The following is a 19,990-nucleotide window of genomic DNA, read 5'->3' as shown; positions in this document are numbered from 1 at the left end:
AGCGGGCAACCGGCCTGCGTCGAGCACGTGGGGGCGGGCTTGCCCCGCGATCAGGTCGGCCTGCCGCTGTGGCTGCTGGCCGAGCTTACCTACCGCTGCCCGTTGCAGTGCCCGTACTGCTCCAACCCGCTGGACTTTGCCCAGCAAGGCAAAGAGCTGAGCACCGAGCAGTGGTTCAAGGTCATGGCCGAGGCGCGCGAAATGGGCGCGGCGCAGATCGGCTTTTCCGGCGGCGAACCGCTGGTGCGCCAGGACCTTGCCGAACTGATCGGCGAGGCCCGCCGGCTGGGCTACTACACCAACCTGATCACCTCCGGCATCGGCCTTACCGAGCAGAAGATCGCCGCGTTCAAGCACGCCGGGCTCGACCATATCCAGATCAGCTTCCAGGCCAGCGACGAGCAGGTGAACAACCTGCTGGCCGGCTCGAAAAAGGCCTTCGCGCAGAAACTGGAAATGGCCCGGGCAGTAAAAGCCCACGGTTACCCGATGGTGCTCAACTTTGTCACCCACCGGCACAACATCGACAAGATCGACCGCATCATCGAGCTGTGTATTGCCCTGGAAGCCGACTTCGTCGAGCTTGCCACCTGCCAGTTCTACGGCTGGGCGCACCTCAACCGCCTCGGGCTGTTGCCCACCCGTGAGCAGCTTGAGCGGGCCGAACGGGTGACCAACGAGTACCGCGCCAAGCTCAAAGCCGAAGGCCACCCGTGCAAGCTGATCTTCGTCACCCCGGACTACTACGAAGAGCGCCCCAAGGCCTGCATGAACGGCTGGGGCAGCCTGTTCCTGACCATCACCCCCGATGGCACCGCCCTGCCCTGCCACGGCGCGCGGCAGTTGCCGGTGCAGTTCCCCAACGTGCGCGACCACGACCTGCAGCACATCTGGTACGACTCGTTCGGTTTCAACCGCTTTCGCGGCTTTGACTGGATGCCCGAACCCTGCCGCTCGTGCGACGAAAAAGAAAAGGACTTCGGCGGCTGCCGCTGCCAGGCGTTCATGCTCACCGGTGACGCCAGCAAGGCCGACCCGGTCTGCGCCAAGTCGCCGGACCACGGCATCATCCTCAAGGCCCGCGAAGAAGCCGAACACGCAACCCTGGAGATCGAGCAAATGACCTTCCGCAACGAGCGCAACGCCCATGTCATCGCCCGTGGCTGAGTTCAGCGCCGCCCAGGCGGTGGCTGCCGGCACTGACTTTGCCGAACTCAAGGCCAGCGACGATGGCCTGTTCTGGGTTGAGTTCCGCCCCGCCGATGGCGCTTGCCGAGTGTGGCATTGGCTTTACCACCAGGCCCGCTGCCTGACCCCGGAAGGCTTCAGTGTGCGCAGCCGGGTTTACGAATACGGCGGCGGCAGCTATTGCCTGGGTGGCGACGGGCTGGTGTTCGTCAACGAGAATGACCAGCAGCTCTACACCCAGGCGCTAGACGGCTCGGCACCGCGCGCACTGAGCGCAGATGCCGCGTGCCGCTACGGCGATGTGCAATGGCACGACGGCCTGTTGCTGGCCGTTGAAGAACGCCATGGGGCGTCGGTGGAGCACCGCCTGGTGGCGTTCGCCGATGGTCAACGCACTGTGCTCGCCGAGGGCGCCGACTTTTATGCAGCCCCCACACTGAGCGCCGATGGCCAGCGCCTGGCATGGGTTGAATGGGACCGCCCGGCGCAGCCGTGGACAGTCACCCGCCTGATGTGCCGCGAACGCGGCGCCGATGGCGCCTGGGGCGTGGCGCGCTGCATCGCCGGGCAGGACGAGTCGCTGCAACAACCGCGCTTCGACGCCGCCGGCACGCTGTATTGCCTGTCGGACCGCAATGGCCACTGGCAGCCATGGGGCGAGGTCGATGGCCGCTGGCAGGCGCTGCCGGCCGCCGCCGCCGACCACGCCGGCGCGCCGTGGCAATTGGGCGCCAGCACCTGGCTGCCACTTGGGCCAGCGCAGTATCTGGCCAGTTGGTTCGAGGTCGGTTTCGGCCACTTGGGCGTGCGCAAGGCCTGCGGTGAGGTGGAGCGTTTCGCCAGCGGCTACACCCGTTTTCGCAGCCTGGCGATGGATGACGAACAGCTCTACGCTATTGCCGCCTCGCCCATCAGCCCGCCCGCGGTGATTGCCATCGACCGGCGCAGCCATGAAGTGAGCATCCTTGCCGGCGGCGCCGAGGTGCTGCACGCCGAGCGTATCAGCCAGCCGCAGCCCATCTGCTACGCCAGCGGCGATGGCGAGCAGGCGCATGCCTTCTTCTACCCCGCAGCAAACGCCAAGGCGCGGCCGCCATTGTTGGTGTTCGTCCATGGCGGGCCGACGTCAGCGTGCTCGCCGGTGCTCGACCCACGCATCCAGTTCTGGACCCAGCGTGGTTTTGCCGTGGCCGACCTCAACTACCGAGGCAGCAGCGGCTATGGCCGTGCCTACCGCCAGGCGCTGCACCTGCGCTGGGGCGAAACGGATGTCGAGGATGCCTGCGCGTTGGTGGCGCATCTGGCCGAATGTGGCTTGATCGACCCGCAGCAGGCCTTTATCCGGGGTGGTAGCGCCGGCGGCTACACCACCCTTTGCGCGCTGGCGTTCTGCGATGTGTTCCGCGCCGGGGCCAGTTTGTATGGCGTCAGCGACCCACTGGCCCTGGCCCGCGCGACGCACAAGTTCGAAGGCGACTACCTGGACTGGCTGATCGGCGACCCCGAGCAGGACATCGAACGCTACCAGGCGCGCACGCCGTTGCTGCATGCGGGTCGGATCAAGGCGTCGGTGATTTTCTTCCAAGGTGAGTTGGACGCCGTGGTAGTGCCCGCGCAGACGCGCTCGATGCTGGAGGCGTTGCAGGCCAATGGCATTGAAGCCGAGGGGCATTTCTACGAAGGCGAGCGCCATGGTTTTCGCCAGGCGGCGAATCTGGCCCATGCGCTGGAAGAGGAATGGAAGTTCTATTGCAGGGTGCTGCAGAGAGAGTCGGCCTGATAGATCGCCGGGAGGCCTTCGGCCTCCTTTCGCGACGCAAGGCCGCTCCTACCCGAGGGTCCTCTGTAGGAGCGGCCTTGTGCCGCGAACGGCCGCAAAGCGGCCCCGGCAATCAGCGCTTGGCGATGATGTACACCGCGTGCACGATCCCCGGAATGTAACCCAGCAGCGTCAGCAGAATGTTCAGCCAGAATGCCCCGGCAAACCCCACCTGAAGAAACACGCCCAGCGGCGGCAGAAGAATCGCGATGATGATGCGGATGAAGTCCATGTGAAGCGCTCCTTAAGGGGTTTCAACAAAGACTCGCCGGCTTGCACAGAGGTTCCACAACGCAAAAAAAACGCCCCGGGCCAAATACTTCAGGCCAAGGGCGATGCGCAGAAACGCGAGACGGTTCGTTCAAATTCTTAAGGCTACTGCGCCCTCATGCCGATACTTCACGGCGGCGCTGCGGCTGGGCGTGCAAGCGGGCAAAGGCACGGGCAAGGCGCAGCAGCATCTCGTCGATGGTGGCGCGGGTTACCGTCAGTGCCGGCGAAAACCGCACCACATCCGGCTGCGGCGCGTTAAGCAGCAAACCTTCATCCAGTGCAGCGGCCACCAACGCCTGGGCGTTGCCCTCGCGCAGTTGCAAGGCCCACAGCAAACCCTGCCCGCGCACCTGCGCCTGCCCATAGCGGCCTGCAAGGCGGCTCAAACCCTCGCGCAGGTGCTGGCCACTGCCTTGCACCTGCTCGAAAAACCCAGGTTCAAGCACGGCCTGCAGCACCGCCAGGCCCGCCGCACTCATCAGCGCATTGCCATGGTGGCTGCCTTGCAGCTCGCCGGGCTCGGCGCAGCAGGCCTTGCCGCGCGCCAGCAGCGCAGCCAATGGCGTACCGCCACCCAGGCCTTTGCCCAAGGTGATGATGTCAGCGCGCACCCCGTAGGTCTCTTCGGCCAGCAATGCCCCGCAACGCCCCACGCCGGTCTGCACCTCATCGAGAATCAACAGGATGCTCAACTCGCGGCACAGCTGGGCGACGCCTTGCAAGTAGTCGCGGGTCGCCGGGATAACGCCAGCCTCACCCTGGATCGGTTCGAGCATGATCGCCACAGTGCGCGAGTCCACCGCAGCATGCAGCGCCGCCAGGTCGTTGAACGGCACCTTGCTGAAGCCCGGCAGTCCCGGTTCGCAGCGGTTGCACGGCAGCGGGTCGGAAGCCGACAGCGCGCCCAGGCTGCGCCCGTGGCACGACTGGCTGGCGGTAATGATGTGGTAGGCGCCGTTGCGGTGCAGTTGGCCCCACTTGCGCGCCAGCTTGATCGCGCCCTCGCAGGCCTCGGCGCCACTGTTGAGCAGATAGGCCTGGTCGCTGCCGGTGCTCTGGCACAGGCGTTCGACCAGGCTAAGCGCGGTGTGGCCGTAAAAGCCTGCGCCCGGGTTGATCAGCGCCTGCGCTTGCTCGCCCATGGCGTTGACCAGCGCCTGCGGGCTGTGGCCGAGGCTGTTGACCGCGCCGCCTTGGGTGAAGTCCAGGTAGGCAACGCCCTCGTTGTCCCACAGCCAGCAACCCTGGCCGCGCACAAACACCGGCGCCGGGCGCTGGCCGGCGGCCATCAGGCGCTCACGCTCGGGCTGCCCGCGGGTAGCGAACTGGGCACGGGTGGGCTCGGCAAGCGCAGGGGCCGGGCGGCGCAGCTTGAACAGGTTCATCAGGGTCCACCCAGTCACGGTCGGCAGTGGTCAAGGCGCCCGGTCGGATGCCGAGTCAGTATTTTTGCCTTGCCTATCAAAAGTGTTTTTCAGTTGGGGTAACAATCGTGCCACTTGTTCGCTGTAACCCTCTGTAATACGGCGATAGACTAGGCGCCAGACGGCCTGCCGGCCATTTCGTTTTAGCAGCAATTTCGATAAGCGTTACTTATGGATTTCCGCCAACTGCGTTATTTCGTCGCGGTGTATGAAGAAGGCCATGTCGGCCGCGCCGCCGAGCGCCTGTCGCTGTCGCAGCCGGCGTTGTCGCAGCAGATCCGCCAGCTCGAGCACAGCCTCGACCTGAGCCTGTTCGAGCGCAGCAATAAACGCCTGCTGCCAACCTTGGCGGCCCACACCCTCTACAACCACGCCCAGCCCTTGCTCGACGGCTTGCAGCGCGCCCACGAGGCCATGCGCAACTTCAAGGGGCAGTCGCTGCGCACCTTGGCCATCGGCGTGCTGCAAACGGTGCGCCCGAGCCTGGTGCCGCAGCTGCTGGAGCGGGTGCGCAAGGCCCAGCCGCACTTGGTGGTGCAGATCTACGAATTGTCGGGGCTGGAAATCGAACGGCGCTTGCTCAACGGCAACCTGGATATCGGCATCAGCTACCTGCCCCCACGCCAGCCGGGGCTACACGGTTTGCTGCTGTACGAAGATGAGCTGCAACTTGTCATCCCCAACACCCACCCGTTGAAGGATTTCAAAAAGGTGTCGATACGCCAGGCGGCAGAGCTGCCGATGCTGATGCTTGGCGAGGAGTTCCAGGTCCGGCAAATCTGGAAAGAGCAGTTGGCCAACCAGGGGCGCCGGCCGCAGGTGCAGGCCGAAATGAACAATATGGCGGGGATTCTCGACAGCTTGGCGCACACCGCGCTGGCGACCATTTTGCCGGGCCGGGCCAAGGATGCGGCAGAAGACGACCAGGGCCTGCTGTGGAAGCCGCTCAGCGAGCCACGGGTGCCGCTGAAGGTCGGGCTGGTGTTCCGCGATGCCCAGCGCCAGCAGGCTTCGGTCGAGTTGCTGCGTAACCTGCTGGAGGCCGAAACCGATGCGCGCCCGCTTGGGGTTTCGCCGCTCGAAGGGCTGGGGTAAAAACCCACGCACAAAGAAAACCCCGCCTAAGCGGGGTTTTCCAGACTGTTTCCCTTGTGACATCCTTTTCGCCCCGCCGTCCTAGCAGGCAATCCTACGTGTGTCCCTGTTCTGTCCATTGCGCTTCCTGCGCTCCGTCCATGTAAGAAAGATTACCCGTGGATCCAATCGCATGTAAGTGGCGAAAAGTCACCACGTCATGTAGGAGAAAGCTTACAAGGGCGTTTTATTCTCAATCAGGTCTGACGTTGGGCCAGCCCCGCATCACTGGGCCAGCCCTTTCCTACAAAGGTTTCAGCCTGTTTACCGCCAACGCCTGTCAGAACTGGCTGGCGTCCAACAGGTACAGCGACTCGCTGCCCGCCTTCACCGAGGCCACCAGCGAATCAACCCGCGGCAACAGCCGTGCGAAGTAGAAACGCGCAGTGCCGAGCTTGGCGCCGTAGAAATCGGCATCACCCTCGCCGGCCTTGGCTGCGCGGGCCATCATCGCCCACATGTAGGCATAGCCAACGTAGCCGAACGCATGCAGGTACTCGACCGATGCCGCGCCGATTTCATCCGGGTTGCCCTTGGCCTTGTCCAGCAGCCAGGCGGTGAGCTCGTCGAGTTGGGTCACAGACGCTGCCAGCGGGCGCGTGAACTCGCCCAGGTCGCTGCCGGAGGCGGCAATGAACTGGCGGATCTCGTCGGCAAACAGGCGGTAATAGGCACCGCCAGTGGCCACCACCTTGCGCCCCACCAGGTCGAGGGCCTGGATGCCGTTGGTGCCTTCGTAGATCTGGGTAATGCGCACATCGCGCACCAGTTGCTCCTGGCCCCACTCGCGAATATAGCCATGGCCGCCGAATACCTGTTGGCCATGCACCGTGCACTCAAGGCCCAGGTCGGTCAGGAACGCCTTGGCTACCGGCGTCAGCAACGCTACCAGCTCTTCGCTGCGCTTGGCGGTCGCCGGGTCTTCGCTGAACTTGGCGCTGTCCAGTTGCATCGCCACGTAGGTGGAAAACGCGCGGCCGCCTTCGATCAGCGCCTTCATGGTCAGCAGCATACGCCGCACGTCCGGGTGCACGATGATCGGGTCGGCCACCTTGTCTTTGGCCTGGGGGCCGGTCGGGGCGCGGCTCTGCAGGCGGTCGCGGGCGTACTCCACAGCGTTCTGGTAGGAACGTTCCGCCGACGCCAGGCCCTGAATGCCTACGCCAAGGCGCTCGTAGTTCATCATGGTGAACATTGCTGCCAGGCCTTTGTTCGGCTCACCGACGATGTAACCCACGGCCTCATCGAAGTTCATCACGCAGGTGGCCGACGCCTGGATACCCATCTTGTGCTCGATCGAGCCGCAGGTTACCGGGTTGCGTGCACCAAGGCTGCCGTCGGCATTGACCATGATCTTGGGCACCAGGAACAACGAGATACCCTTTGCGCCTGCCGGGGCGTCGGGCAGCTTGGCCAGCACCAGGTGGATGATATTTTCGGTCAGGTCGTGTTCGCCGCCGGTGATGAAGATCTTGGTGCCACTGATCTTGTAGCTGCCATCGGCCTGGGGCTCGGCCTTGGTGCGGATGATGCCCAGGTCGGTACCGGCGTGGGGTTCGGTCAGGCACATGGAGCCCGCCCAGACGCCGGCGTACATGTTTGGCAGGTACTGCGCCTTGAGCGCTTCGGTGGCGTGGGCGTTGATCGACAGGCAGGCGCCAGCGGTGAGCATCGGGTACAGGCCAAACGCCAGGCTGGAAGCGTTGACCATTTCCTCGACCTGCGCCGAAATAGCCTTGGGCATGCCCATGCCGCCGAACTGTGGGTCGCCGCCCACACCCACCCAGCCGCCTTCGGCGTAAGTGTTGTAGGCCTCGATAAAGCCTGCCGGAGTGTGCACGGCGCCGTTGTCCCAGTGGCAGCCTTCTTCGTCGGCGGCGCGGCTCAGCGGGGCGATGCTTTTGCTGGCGACCTTGCCGGCCTCTTCAAGCACCGCCATGGCCGTTTCGGCGTCGACGACCTCGGCAAGCGCAGGCAGCTGCGACCAGAGGGTGGCCACGTCAAAGACTTCATTCAGAACGAAGCGCATATCGCGCAGGGGCGCTTTATAGTCGGCCATGACAACCTCTCGCTATAACGGTCGGGGCGGTCCGGCTGGACCGCGACACTGGGTTGCAGCCAGTGTAACCGAACAACTTTTACGAGACATAGGGTCATCATGCGACCGCATGGTCAGCAGTGGTCACGCCATGCGCACGGCTCCGCGCCTCGATTGCACGCCATAAGTCACCACGCAGTTACGCCCCGCGCCCTTGGCGCCGTACAGCGCTTCGTCAGCCGACTTGAGCACTTCTTCGGGGTTGCGGTGGTCCGCCAGGCGCTCGGCCACACCAATACTGATGGTGACCGACACCGTCGTGTTGGCGCTGCCGCTGCGCCGCTGGCGGCCAGCGGTGTCATCCTGCGGGCGGCTGTTCTGGTCGCGCAGCTGGATGGCGTAGTTGGCGATCATCTCGCGTACCGCCTCCAGGTGCGGCAGGCACTCTTCTGCGGTCTTGCCGGCGAACACCAGGGCGAATTCTTCACCGCCATAGCGGTAGGCACGCCCGCCACCGGTCACCTTGGCCAGGCGGCTGGCCACCAGGCGCAGCACCTGGTCGCCGACGTCGTGGCCGTGGGTGTCGTTGAATTTCTTGAAGTGGTCGACGTCGCTCATGGCGATCACGTAGTTGCGGCCCAGACGCTGCATGCGCTCGTTCAGGGCGCGGCGTCCCGGCAGCCCGGTCAGCTCATCGCGAAACGCCATCTGGTAGGCCTCGTGGGACACCGCAGCGGCGATCATCAGCATCACCTGGCTGCACATGATGTTGAGGGTGAACGGCAGGATGAAGGTTTTCGGCAGCATCCAGAAGATGCCGAGCAAGCCAATCACCTGCGCCGCATGCAGCGGGCGCGGCTCACGCAGGTACTGCACCACCAGCAACACGAACACCACGAAGAACAGCGGGTAGGCCAGCTGGATCAGGCTCATCCACTGGCCATGCAGCGCCGGCCAACGGATTTCCGCCAACCAGCTCAGCAGCGCCTCCGGGAAGCTCTGTTCAAGCGCCACCGCCACGCTGCCCACGGCAAACAGCACGGCAAAACGCGCCAGCAGGTCCTGGGCCAGGTGGGTGCGCTCCTGCCACGCCGCGAACAGCCCGAACAACGCCGGCAGCAGCAGGCACACCAGGTGGAAGATCACCGCCGCGTCCTCACGGACCCGGCCGTTATCCCGGTAATAATCGGTCTGTGTATCGAGCAGAAAATAGGCGATGTACACCGTGACCATCAGAAACAGCTCACGCTGACGACGGTAAACAGCGCAATAGGCACCGCCCAGCAGCAGCACCAAGGTGGGCAGCACATTGAACAGCGAGGTGAAGAAGACGCTCAGGTCTCTTACATAGGCTGCTGCAAGCCCCAGCACCAATAGCACAAGCGACGGCAGAAAGTGGCTTGCGCGTACAGCGGATAAACGAAACAAGGGTAATCTCCGACCCGGCAGATCAATAATGGCATTGTGCCCTTAGTTCTTCGTCGGTGCACATGAATAGATAAATATTGACGTCGGTTTAACGGCAGGTGGGGCCGGATGCTTGAGGCGTGTTCGTTACTGAATACGTCTCGGCCGAGGAAATATCCTACATACGGCGCTAATGCCTGAGCGTGCGGGCATTCTTCAGCCGCAAAAAAAACCGCCTGCCGGTGAGGGCAGGCGGTTTTTTGTACAACGCCGAAGTTTAGATCGACAGACCGAAGTCTTCTTCTTTCATGGCCATCAGGTTGTCGGCGCCCGACAGGATCGCCGCCACATGGGTGCGGGTGCGTGGCAGGATGCGCTGGAAGTAGAAACGCGCAGTCTGCAGCTTGGCGGTGTAGAACGCCTCCTCGCTGGTGCCAGCGGCCAGTTTCTCGGCTGCCAGGCGGGCGATATCGGCCCAGAAGTAGGCAAGGCAGGCGTACCCGGAGTACATCAGGTAGTCCACCGATGCCGCGCCGACCTCTTCACGGTCCTTCATGGCGGCCATGCCGATCTTCATGGTCAGCTCGCCCCACTCTTTGTTGATCGCAGCCAGCGGCTCGACGAACTCCCGGGTGGCTTCGTTGCCTTCCTGCCCCTGGCAGAACTTGTGCACGATGCGAGTGAAACCTTTGAGCGCCTCGCCTTGGGTCATCAGCACCTTGCGCCCGAGCAGGTCGAGGGCCTGGATGCCGGTGGTGCCTTCGTACAGCATCGAGATACGGCTGTCGCGCACGTTCTGCTCCATGCCCCACTCGGCAATGAAGCCGTGGCCGCCGTAGATCTGCACACCGTGGTTGGCGGCCTCGAAGCCGACTTCGGTCATGAACGCCTTGGCGATCGGGGTCAGGAAGGCCAGCAGTGCATCGGCCTTTTTGCGCTCTTCTTCGTCCTGGCTGTACTTGACGATGTCGACCTGCTTGGCCGTGAAGTACACCATCGCCCGGTTGCCCTCGGCGAACGCTTTCATGGTCAGCAGCATGCGGCGCACATCGGGGTGCACGATGATTGGGTCAGCGGCTTTGTCCGGGGCTTTAGGGCCGGTCAGGGCGCGCATCTGCAGGCGCTCTCGGGCGTATTTCAAGCCGCCCTGGAACGCCACTTCAGCGTGCGCCAGGCCTTGCAGCGCGGTGCCCAGGCGCGCGGTGTTCATGAAGGTGAACATGCAGTTCAGGCCTTTGTTGGCCGGGCCGATCAGGTAGCCGGTAGCGCCGTCGAAGTTCATCACGCAGGTGGCGTTGCCGTGGATGCCCATCTTGTGTTCCAGCGAGCCACAGATCACGCCATTGCGCTCGCCCACGCCGCCTTCGGCGTTGGGCAGGAACTTGGGCACGATGAACAGCGAAATGCCTTTGGTGCCGGCCGGTGCATCGGGCAGGCGGGCCAGGACGATATGGACGATGTTGTCGGCCATGTCGTGTTCGCCGGCCGAAATGAAGATTTTGGTGCCCGACACTTTGTAGCTGCCATCGGCCTGTGGCTCGGCCTTGGTGCGCAGCATGCCCAGGTCGGTGCCGCAGTGCGGCTCGGTCAGGCACATGGTGCCGGTCCATTCGCCGCTGACCAGCTTGGTCAGGTAGGTGTGCTGCTGCTCGGGGGTGCCGTGCTCGGAGATGGTGTTCATGGCGCCGTGGGACAGGCCTGGGTACATGCCCCACGACCAGTTGGCACCCCCGACCATTTCACTCAGGGTCAGGCCCAGGGACTCAGGCAAGCCTTGGCCGCCGTGCTCCAGGTCGTGCGCCAGGCTCGGCCAGCCGCCTTCGACGAACTGCTTGTAGGCTTCCTTGAAGCCGGTCGGCGTCTTCACGCCCGACTCGCTCCAGGTGCAGCCTTCCTGGTCGCCGACACGGTTCAGCGGTGCCAGTACCTGCTCACAGAACTTCGCGCCTTCTTCCAGGATTGCATCGACCATGTCTGGCGTGGCGTCCTGGCAGCCCGGCAGGCTCTGATAGTGCGCCTCATAGCCAAGCAGTTCGTCGCGCACGAAGCGAATATCACGCAAGGGGGCTTTGTAATCAGGCATTGCGATGAACCTCTGTGATGAGTTCGGTAGGGAGACCGCGCATACCGACCAGCTCTAGGTGGCTTTCGGTCAAACAGTTGTTTGAAACTTACGTTTAGGTGGCTGCAAAGTCAAGGACATGCCATAGCGACATTTATGCCGCCGAACAGGGCATTTACGCCATTGACCGCTAAACGCAACGCGGGGCAAGCGCGCTCCCGCGCAGCTGCTGTACAGGCTGCGCATGGAGCGGGCTTGCCCCGCGTGGGTAAGCGGTTGGATCAGGCGTAGGTGTCGATGAAACGACCGAGCAGTTCGTCGGATGCCTTGGCAACCTTCACGCCCAGTTCGACATCTTGCTTGCCCAGCGCCAGTTGCACGGTGCTGGTGGCGAGGTCCATCTGCTGGCTGCGGTCGACAGCGCGCAGGCGCTCGGACTGGAAGTCGGTGGATTGGCTGGTGGTGCTGGCGATCTGCTGTGCAGCCTGATCGACGCGGTTCTGCCCGGCCTGGATGGCACCGAAGCCCGCGTAGAAGGCGGAGCTGGTGTTGATGTCCATGTCAGTAACTCCGTGACGCTGGATGAATTGGGCCAATTAAAGCAGGCCCCCAGGAAAAAAGCCCGTTTAAATCCCTAATAGCCCTGTGCCACCTGATAGAGCGGGGTGATCTTGCGCGGTGTTTGTAGGAGCGGCCTTGTGTCGCGAAAGGGCCGCAAAGCGGCCCCGGCGACATCAGCTTGAAGCCCCAATCGTGGGGGCGCTACGCACCCCTTTCGCGACACAAGGCCGCTCCTACAGAGAACGCGTCCAGCTGCGAAGTGGCCGTTAGTCCAGCACATCCAGATGCAGATATTCCGCCACCGCTTCGGCGCTGGCTTGCTTGAGCCATGGCACCCGCCCCAGGCACGGCGCCGGCAGGCGTTCGGCCAGGCTGGCAAGGTTCTCCTCGAGCCGCGAGGTGCGTGGGTCGACGATGTTGGCCACCCAGCCAGCCAGCGGCAAGCCATCGCGGGCAATCGCCTCGGCGCTGAGCAGCGCATGGTTGATGCAACCCAACCGCACCCCCACCACCAGAATCACCGGCAGCTTCAGGGCAATCGCCAGGTCCGACAGGTAGGCATGCCCCGACAACGGCACGCGCCAGCCACCAGCGCCTTCAATCAAGGTGAAATCGGCGCGCTGCTCCAGCACCTGGCGCATCAGCCCGAGCAGCACGTTCACTTCAAGTGCCACACCCGCCTCACGCGCCGCTACATGCGGAGCAATGGCCGGCTCGAAGGTGAACGGGTTGACCTGTTCATATGCCAGTTTGATCGAACTCTCATCGATCAGCGCCAGCGCATCGCTGTTACGCAGCCCTTTGGGCGTAGGCTCACACCCGGAAGCCACAGGCTTTGCCGCCAAGGTGCTGAGGTTCTGCAGACGCGCCGCCCGCAGCAGGCCGGCGGCGATGGTGGTCTTGCCGACATCGGTATCGGTGCCGGCAATGAAGTAGGCCTGGCTCATCTCAGCGCCCTTCGCTCATGGGTTTGCGCAACACGCCGTAGACCACCTGATAAGTGGCCGGCAGGCCCTGGGGCTGGCGGAATTGTTCATAGGCCTGCAACAACTGCTGCATGCGCGCCCGCCCAGTGAGCCCGGACGGCCTGCCGGGGTTGAGGTTGTGCGCGCCCAACGCCTTGAGTTCATGGGTGAGGCTGCGCACATCCGGGTAATGCAGCACATGCGGGCGACGCTCAAGGTCGACTACTTCCAGGCCACTGCCAGCGCACAGCCGCTGGTACTCCTCGAAACGGCGAAAGCGGTTGACGTGCACCAAGCCATCGACCGCCTGCCAACTGGCACGCAACTCATCCAGGGTGCCCACGCACAGGCTGCTGAAGGCCATCACCCCGCCAGGGCGCAGCACGCGCCGAGCTTCGCTGAGCACACTGGCAAAGCGCTCGCACCATTGCACGGCCAGGCTGCTGAACAGCAGGTCGACACAGCCGTCACGCAGCGGCAGGCGCTCGGCATCGCCGGCCACATGATGGCGCGCACCACCGGCTTGGCGGGCATGGCGCAGCATGCCTTCGGCGATATCCACCGCCACGCCTTCGGCGCCGGCGAAACGCTCGCCCAGTAAGCGGCTGAAATACCCTGTGCCGCTGCCCAGGTCCAGCCAGCGGCCCACACTGCCAGGGTGTTCGAGCTGGTCAAGCAAGGCCACGCCGACCGCCCGCTGCAAGGCTGCAACGCTGTCGTAACTGGCCGCAGCGCGGGAAAAGGAAGCCGCCACCTGGCGCTTGTCCGGCAGTGCGCCGGGCAGTGTGGGGTGGGAAAGGTCAGTCATCGCCACTCTCATGCAGGAAACTCTTGATGCCCGCCGCCAAATCCTGGGGGTATTCCAGCAGGAAGGCGTGGGAACTGTCTTCGACGAGGCCGACTTCCACGTCCGGCAACAGGTTGCTGAGGGCCTTGGCGGCTTCGGCCGGCACCAAGGCATCGCTGCCGGCGAACAGGTGCAGCTGCGGGCCGCCGTAGTGCTCCAGCGCCTCGCGGGTGTCCAGGGCGCGCAGCACTTCCAGGCCATTGGCCAGGTACAGCGGGTCGGTGTCGGGCACCCCAACCCCCAACTGGCGCAACAAGGTGCGGGGTTGCTGCGCACCGTCACTGCACAGGGTGCGAAAACGCTTGAGGGTCACTTGGGTGTGGCTGCGGCAACCGTCGAGGAAGGTGCCGAAGGTGTCTGGTGCCATCCCGTGGGGCCAGTCACCACGGGCGACGAAGCTTGGGTTGCTGGCCAGGGTCACCAAACCGCAGCAGTGGTCGCCACGCTTGTGGGCCAGGGCGCTGGCGAGCATGCCGCCCAGCGACCAGCCGCCGAGCCACACGTCGGTCGGCAGCTTGCGGTGAAGATAGTCGACCCAGGCTTCGGGGTCGGGCTCGGCAAGTTCGGGCAGCGGCATCAGCTCGACCTGCAAGCGCGGGTCCTGGGCACGCAGGCTGGCGGCCAGCGGTTGCAGAGAGGCAGTGCCCAGGCCCCAGCCTGGCAGAAGGATCATTCGGTTACGCATCGGCAGGCTCCAGCTGTGAATAACACTCGGCCAATGCATTCAACAATAGCTGCACCTGCGCTTCACTGTGCGCGGCGCTCAACGTCACCCGCAGGCGCGCACTGCCCGCAGGCACGGTGGGTGGGCGGATGGCGGTCACCAGCAGGCCACGCTCGCGCAACATTCGCGACAGCGCCATGGCCCGTGCGGCATCGCCCACCAGAATCGGCTGGATGGCGGTGTGGCTGTCCATCAGCGTCAGGCCGAGCTGCTGCGCCCCGCCACGGAACTGCTGGATCAACGCCGCCAGATGCTCGCGGCGCCAGGTTTCATGGCGCAGCAGGGCCAACGCCTTGAGCGTGGCGCAGGCCAGTGCCGGGGGCTGGCTGGTGGTGTAGATGTAGGGCCGGGCGAATTGCACCAGCGCCTCGATCAGTTCTTCACTGCCGGCCACGAATGCCCCGCTGGTGCCGCACGCCTTGCCCAGGGTGCCGATCAGAACCGGCACGTCATCAACGCCAAGCCCATGTTGCTCGACCAGCCCGCCGCCGCTGCGGCCCAGCGTGCCGAACCCGTGGGCGTCGTCGACCATCAACCAGGCGCCGCTGCCCCGTGCCACCTTTGCCAGCGCCGGCAGGTCGGCGCAGTCGCCGTCCATGCTGAACACACCGTCAGTGACCACCAGGGTATTGCCGGTGGCCTTGCTCAAACGGCTGGCCAGGCTTGCCGGGTCATTGTGCAAATAGCGGTTGAAGCGCGCGCCGCTGAGCAGCCCGCCATCGAGCAGGGAGGCGTGGTTGAGGCGGTCTTGCAGCACCGTATCGCCCTGCCCCACCAGCGCAGTGATGGCGCCCAGATTGGCCATGTAGCCGGTGGAAAACAGCAGCGCCCGCGGGCGCCCGGTGAGTTCGGCAAGCGCCTCTTCCACCTGATGGTGCGGCGTGCTGTGGCCGACGACCAGGTGCGAGGCGCCGCCGCCGACACCCCAGCGTTCAGCGCCCTCGCACCAGGCCTTGACCACCTCGGGGTGGTTGGCCAGGCCCAGGTAATCGTTGCTGCAAAAGGCCAGCAGCGCCTTGCCATCGACCACCACCTGCGGCCCTTGCGGGCTCTGCAGCAGTGGCCGCTGGCGGTACAGGTCGGCGGCGCGCCGTTCGGCCAGCCGCGCGGCAAGGTCGAAGGCCATGCTCAGGCCGAGGCTGCGTCGTAGAACAGCTCGCTGCTGCGTTGCTCGACCAGCGCCTGCTCGATGGCCGCCTGGTGCACTTCATCGGCGTGCTCTTCACGGGCCTCAGGCTGGATGCCCAGACGGGCGAACAACTGCATGTCCTTGTCGGCCTGCGGGTTGGCGGTGGTCAGCAGTTTCTCGCCGTAGAAGATCGAGTTGGCGCCCGCCATGAAGGCCAGGGCCTGCATCTGTTCGTTCATCTGCTCGCGGCCTGCAGACAGGCGCACATGGGACTTAGGCATCAGGATGCGGGCCACCGCCAGCATGCGGATGAAATCGAACGGGTCGACGTCTTCTTCTTCGGCAAGCGGGGTGCCCGCCACTTTGACCAGCATGTTGATCGGCACCGACTCGGGGTGCTCGGGCAGGTTGGCCAACTGGATCAGCAGCCCGGCGCGGTCGTCCAGCGACTCGCCCATGCCCAGGATGCCGCCCGAGCAGATTTTCATGCCGGCATCGCGCACATAGGCCAGGGTTTGCAGGCGCTCGCCGTAGGTGCGGGTGGTGATGATGCTGCCGTAGAACTCCGGCGAGGTGTCGAGGTTGTGGTTGTAGTAGTCCAGGCCGGCCTGGGCCAGCGCTGCGGTCTGCTCCTGATCGAGCTTGCCCAGGGTCATGCAGGTTTCCAGGCCCAAGGCCTTGACCCCTTTGACCATCTGCAGCACGTAGGGCATGTCCTTGGCGGACGGGTGCTTCCAGGCCGCGCCCATGCAGAAGCGGGTCGAGCCGATGGCTTTGGCGCGGGCGGCCTCTTCCAGCACTTTCTGCACTTCCATCAGCTTCTGTTTTTCAAGCCCGGTGTTGTAGTGGCCGGACTGCGGACAATATTTGCAATCCTCGGGGCAAGCGCCGGTCTTGATCGACAGCAGCGTCGACACCTGCACGCGGTTGGGGTCGAAATGCGCGCGATGCACGGTCTGCGCCTGGAACAACAGGTCATTGAACGGCTGCTGGAACAGCGCCTTGACCTCGGCCAGGGACCAGTCGTGACGTGTTGTTGCAATTGTGCTGGCGCTCATCGGCGTTTCCTTATCTAGGGTCTGACTGACGCCGGGGCAGCCATCACCCTCGTGCGCATCACGGATAGCTCGCATATTTACGGAAGGCCCATGACCTGTCAACCAAGCCTTAGATCACTGGTTTACAAGTGGCTAAATAACAACCAAACGTGTTTATTGTGCGACGCACCAGCAGGCCAGCCATGGCCACTGTGCCTGGCCTGTGAACATGAACTGCCCTGGCTCGACGAACAATGCCGGCGCTGCGCGGTACCCATGCCACTGGACGGCCTCACCTGCCCACGCTGCAAGCGGCGCTCTCCGGCGTTTCGGCGGGTGATTGCACCATGGCATTACGGCTTCCCCATCGATGCGCTGGTCAGCCGCTTCAAGCACAACAGCCAATGGCCCCTGGGGCGGCTGCTGGCAACCCTGCTTGGCCAGGCGTTGGAACATCGCTACCACGAGGGCCTGGCGCGCCCTCACCTGCTGTTGCCAGTGCCGCTGGCCAAAGGTCGACTGCGCCAGCGCGGCTTCAACCAGGCCGGCATGCTGGCGCGCTGGCTGGCTAGCCACCTGCAGTTGCCTTGCAACGAGCAGCTGCTGCTGCGCACGCGCGATACCCAGGCGCAGCAGGCACTGGGCGCCGGGGCGCGTTTGCGCAACTTGCACCAGGCGTTCGCGCTTAGCCGCTCGGCAGACGTCCAGGGCCTGCACCTGGCCGTGGTCGATGATGTGCTGACTACCGGTGCCACCGCCCAGGCCATCGCCGCCCTGCTGCGCAAGCACGGTGCGCGGCGTGTGGATGTGTATTGCCTGGCGCGCACGCCCCGCCTTGGCCAGGCTTGACTTGGCCGCACTGTGGCGGCAACGTCGGGCCACGTTCACAGCCCTGATACCCGCGCCATGTCCCTGCCCGCCCCGCTCACCCAGCACATCGCCCGCCGCCCGCAGCGCATCGCCCTGCTGCAGCATGTTGCCGAACAAGGCTCGATCACCCGCGCAGCCAAGGCTGCCGGCATCAGCTACAAGGCCGCCTGGGATGCCATCGACGAGCTCAACAACCTGGCCACGCAACCGCTGGTCGAGCGCAGCACTGGCGGGCGAGGCGGCGGCGGGGCGCGGCTGTCCGCCGAAGGTGAACGGGTGCTGCGCCTGTACCAGCGCCTGCAAGCCTTGCAGGCCGAGTTGCTTGAAGCCGCCGAGCACAGCAGCGACCTCGACCTGCTTGGCCGCCTGATGCTGCGCACCAGCGCACGCAACCAGTTGCAGGGCGAGGTCAATGGCGTGCACCGCGAAGGCCGTCACGACCGGGTCAGCCTGGCCCTTGGTGGCGGGTTGCAGATCGATGCCTTGATCACCCCCGACAGCACCGAGCGCCTGGGCCTGAGCGTTGGCAGCACGGTGGCGGCCTTGCTCAAGGCTGGCTGGGTGCACCTGCTGGCGCCCAGCGATACCCCGCCTGTGGGCAGCAATTGCCTGGCGGCGACCGTCAGCGAGGTACTGCCCAGCGCCGAGGGGCCGCACGAGGTGCGCCTGAGCCTGGGCAATGGCCAGACCTTGTGCGCGTTCGCCGATGCGGACTGGCTGGCGCAGCATGGCGTGAATACAGCAAGCCAGGTGCGCGTGCATTTTTTGCCGTCGTTCGTGCTACTGGGGGTGCCGGCGTAGGTCGCATTCCTTTCACGGTGATCGCCGAAAAGTCGTCAGCGCCCATGAGATCGGGCGCCACTTGCGCGTCGCATCGCGGGGCAAGCCCGCTCCCACGGCCGCGCTCAACAGCACATTGCTGGTTGGACCCAATCCCGTGGGAAATGATAGAGAGTTGTGGTGAGCGGGCTTGTCCCGCGTTGGGCTGCGTAGCAGTCCTGAGGTTTACCCTTGGGCTTTCAGGGGCTGCTGCGCAGCCCAACGCGGGGCAAGCCCGCTCGCCACAAGGAGATGTGTCTGGCGAGAACAGGCTTGCACAAAACCATGGAATCTCCCCCGCGCATGGCCTAGGGGGCGCAACACCTCGACAGCAACGTGCGGCAGTCAAGTGACATTGTTGAAGATACCGGTGACCGGCGAAATATCGCCGCCGTAAGGCACCGAGGTGCCGGCCGCCTTGGCGATGGTCGACCAGATCCGCTGCATGTCGACATACTTGCCACCGGTCCAGTGCGAGCGGTCGCCCTGGCTTCTGATGTTGAGATAGCGCCCATTGCCGGAGCCATTGCGTAGCAGGCCGCTGGCGCCGCCCATCAGCAACAGCGGCATATTGAGCATATGCTCAGGCGCGCCGTCGGCCATCTCGCTGGTCAGTACCACCAGGGTGTGCTGCAGCAACTTGTCGCCCGGTACATCAGGGTCGTCATAACGCGCCAGCTCGTCCATGAACAGCTTGGCCTGGCGCACGTACCACTGCCGCGAGCCCTTCCAGACCTCCTCTCCGGCATAGCGATGCGCACAGTCATGGGGGTTGGTCGCCGCGCTGACATCAAGAATGTTCAGCGACTCCGCCGAGCGCCCGACCTGAACCGTGGCCACCCGCGTTACCCCACAGCCCAGCGCCGCCGCGACCACCTTGTGGTGGCTGGCCTGGACCTGGTTGCGGTACTGCGCCGAGCTGATCGGGTGGTCGTCCAGCGCCAGCGGCTCACACACCGAGGGCACTGCGCTCTCCAGATCCTGGGCAACCTGCTCCAAGGCATCCAGGTGGGTCACCAGCTTCTCGCGCTGGGCACCGCCTACCCGCGAGCGCAGCTCGGCAATATCGGCGCGGATCGGGTCGAACACATGGGCATTGCGCACCAGCCCCTGGCGCGACGCACGTGTTGCGCCGCCGAACACCGACTCGTACAACCGCACCGGGTTTTGCTGCGGTGTCCGAATGGCACCGCCTTCCCACGACACATACCACGGCGTGCCGTCCACCCCGGCATGGGGGCCTGCAAACAGGCTGCGGTGGGTCGGCTGGTTGCCGGGCAACGCATCGCCAAGTACCCGGTCAATCGAACTCATGCTGCCCTGGCTGTCGCGCAGCGCGTACATCCAGCCGTTATGGCCGCCAGTGCCAGTGGCCAGGATCAGGCCTTGCAAGTACAGCGACTGGCTGCGGTACGCGGCAAGCTCCTGGCTGACCTCGTTAAGTTCGAAGGTGGTGGTGTCTTCGCCCTGGGCCCTTGGAAACCACAACCCGTTGCCGTTGTGTTGTACCGGGTCGCTGTAGGAATCCACCGCAAGCCCGTCAGGAATGATGAAAAATACGACTTTCAGGCGCGCCGCCGCTTGCTCGGGCTGCAGCAGAAACTGCGCAAGCCCGCTACCGCTGAGCGGCACCAGCGCACCCGCTGCTGCCAGTTGCATCAAAAAGCGCCGACGACTTTTCAGCAGGTCCATG

At 64.6% G+C, this 19,990-nt stretch carries 17 protein-coding genes; 5 read left to right on the top strand and 12 right to left on the bottom strand.

The window, feature by feature from the left end; all coding sequences use genetic code 11:
• The first annotated feature begins 27 nt into the window (after positions 1-27).
• Together pqqE and HU719_RS14190 are read left to right on the top strand one after the other, a co-directional pair.
• On the top strand, positions 28-1,167 hold the full coding sequence (gene pqqE, locus HU719_RS14195; RefSeq protein WP_186535173.1) for a pyrroloquinoline quinone biosynthesis protein PqqE: 1,140 nt from the start codon (positions 28-30) through the stop codon (positions 1,165-1,167).
• Positions 1,148-2,968: a S9 family peptidase gene (locus HU719_RS14190; RefSeq protein ID WP_186535143.1), complete on the top strand. Its 1,821-nt coding sequence runs from the start codon at positions 1,148-1,150 to the stop codon at positions 2,966-2,968. The genes pqqE and HU719_RS14190 overlap by 20 nt, the downstream gene beginning before the upstream one ends.
• Positions 2,969-3,080: 112 nt before the next feature.
• Here the strand turns inward: HU719_RS14190 and HU719_RS14185 are convergent, their stop codons facing one another.
• Positions 3,081-3,239, bottom strand: a complete 159-nt coding sequence (locus HU719_RS14185) for a YqaE/Pmp3 family membrane protein (protein WP_033727371.1) — start codon at positions 3,237-3,239, stop codon at positions 3,081-3,083.
• Between the two features lie 154 nt (positions 3,240-3,393).
• Complete coding sequence (locus HU719_RS14180) at positions 3,394-4,665, bottom strand: aspartate aminotransferase family protein (RefSeq protein WP_186535144.1); 1,272 nt, start codon at positions 4,663-4,665, stop codon at positions 3,394-3,396.
• Positions 4,666-4,875: 210 nt separating this feature from the next.
• Here HU719_RS14180 and HU719_RS14175 point away from each other — a divergent pair, with 210 nt between their 5' ends.
• Positions 4,876-5,799, top strand: coding sequence for a LysR family transcriptional regulator (locus HU719_RS14175; protein WP_186518339.1), 924 nt, complete (start codon positions 4,876-4,878; stop codon positions 5,797-5,799).
• A gap of 319 nt (positions 5,800-6,118) precedes the next feature.
• Here HU719_RS14175 and HU719_RS14170 read toward each other — a convergent pair whose 3' ends face one another.
• From HU719_RS14170 to bioB, 9 genes are all read right to left on the bottom strand, one after another.
• Positions 6,119-7,897, bottom strand: coding sequence for an acyl-CoA dehydrogenase C-terminal domain-containing protein (locus HU719_RS14170; protein WP_186535145.1), 1,779 nt, complete (start codon positions 7,895-7,897; stop codon positions 6,119-6,121).
• A 123-nt stretch (positions 7,898-8,020) separates the two neighbouring features.
• Entirely contained in the window at positions 8,021-9,304 is a 1,284-nt protein-coding gene (locus tag HU719_RS14165) for a GGDEF domain-containing protein (RefSeq protein ID WP_186518343.1), read from the bottom strand.
• Positions 9,305-9,560: 256 nt separating this feature from the next.
• Positions 9,561-11,366 carry a phenylacyl-CoA dehydrogenase gene (locus HU719_RS14160; protein WP_186535146.1) on the bottom strand — a complete coding sequence of 602 codons (1,806 nt, stop codon included), beginning with the start codon at positions 11,364-11,366 and terminating at the stop codon, positions 9,561-9,563.
• A 260-nt stretch (positions 11,367-11,626) separates the two neighbouring features.
• Positions 11,627-11,905: a pyrroloquinoline quinone biosynthesis protein PqqE gene (locus HU719_RS14155; protein WP_186518347.1), complete on the bottom strand. Its 279-nt coding sequence runs from the start codon at positions 11,903-11,905 to the stop codon at positions 11,627-11,629.
• A 267-nt stretch (positions 11,906-12,172) separates the two neighbouring features.
• Positions 12,173-12,853, bottom strand: coding sequence for a dethiobiotin synthase (bioD, locus tag HU719_RS14150; RefSeq protein WP_186535147.1), 681 nt, complete (start codon positions 12,851-12,853; stop codon positions 12,173-12,175).
• 1 nt (position 12,854) lies between these two features.
• Positions 12,855-13,679 carry a malonyl-ACP O-methyltransferase BioC gene (bioC, locus tag HU719_RS14145; protein WP_186535148.1) on the bottom strand — a complete coding sequence of 275 codons (825 nt, stop codon included), beginning with the start codon at positions 13,677-13,679 and terminating at the stop codon, positions 12,855-12,857.
• Complete coding sequence (locus HU719_RS14140; RefSeq protein WP_186535149.1) at positions 13,672-14,403, bottom strand: alpha/beta fold hydrolase; 732 nt, start codon at positions 14,401-14,403, stop codon at positions 13,672-13,674. The genes bioC and HU719_RS14140 overlap by 8 nt, the downstream gene beginning before the upstream one ends.
• The gene (gene bioF, locus HU719_RS14135; protein ID WP_186535150.1) at positions 14,396-15,568 is read right to left on the bottom strand and encodes an 8-amino-7-oxononanoate synthase; all 1,173 of its coding nucleotides are present in this window, start codon (positions 15,566-15,568) and stop codon (positions 14,396-14,398) included. The genes HU719_RS14140 and bioF overlap by 8 nt, the downstream gene beginning before the upstream one ends.
• Positions 15,569-15,570: 2 nt before the next feature.
• Positions 15,571-16,629, bottom strand: coding sequence for a biotin synthase BioB (gene bioB, locus HU719_RS14130; RefSeq protein WP_186518357.1), 1,059 nt, complete (start codon positions 16,627-16,629; stop codon positions 15,571-15,573).
• A 90-nt stretch (positions 16,630-16,719) separates the two neighbouring features.
• Here bioB and HU719_RS14125 point away from each other — a divergent pair, with 90 nt between their 5' ends.
• Both HU719_RS14125 and HU719_RS14120 read left to right on the top strand, forming a co-directional pair.
• Positions 16,720-17,457: a ComFC family protein gene (locus HU719_RS14125; RefSeq protein ID WP_186535151.1), complete on the top strand. Its 738-nt coding sequence runs from the start codon at positions 16,720-16,722 to the stop codon at positions 17,455-17,457.
• Between the two features lie 57 nt (positions 17,458-17,514).
• Positions 17,515-18,279 carry a TOBE domain-containing protein gene (locus tag HU719_RS14120; protein ID WP_186535152.1) on the top strand — a complete coding sequence of 255 codons (765 nt, stop codon included), beginning with the start codon at positions 17,515-17,517 and terminating at the stop codon, positions 18,277-18,279.
• Between the two features lie 363 nt (positions 18,280-18,642).
• Here HU719_RS14120 and HU719_RS14115 read toward each other — a convergent pair whose 3' ends face one another.
• On the bottom strand, positions 18,643-19,989 hold the full coding sequence (locus tag HU719_RS14115) for a DUF1552 domain-containing protein (protein WP_186535153.1): 1,347 nt from the start codon (positions 19,987-19,989) through the stop codon (positions 18,643-18,645).
• Position 19,990: the final 1 nt, after the last annotated feature.

Origin of the sequence: Pseudomonas farsensis (assembly GCF_014268805.2) — a bacterium.
Classification (GTDB): domain Bacteria; phylum Pseudomonadota; class Gammaproteobacteria; order Pseudomonadales; family Pseudomonadaceae; genus Aquipseudomonas; species Aquipseudomonas farsensis.
Note: the sequence above shows the minus strand (reverse complement) of the source record. Positions and strands in the feature narration are given on the sequence as shown.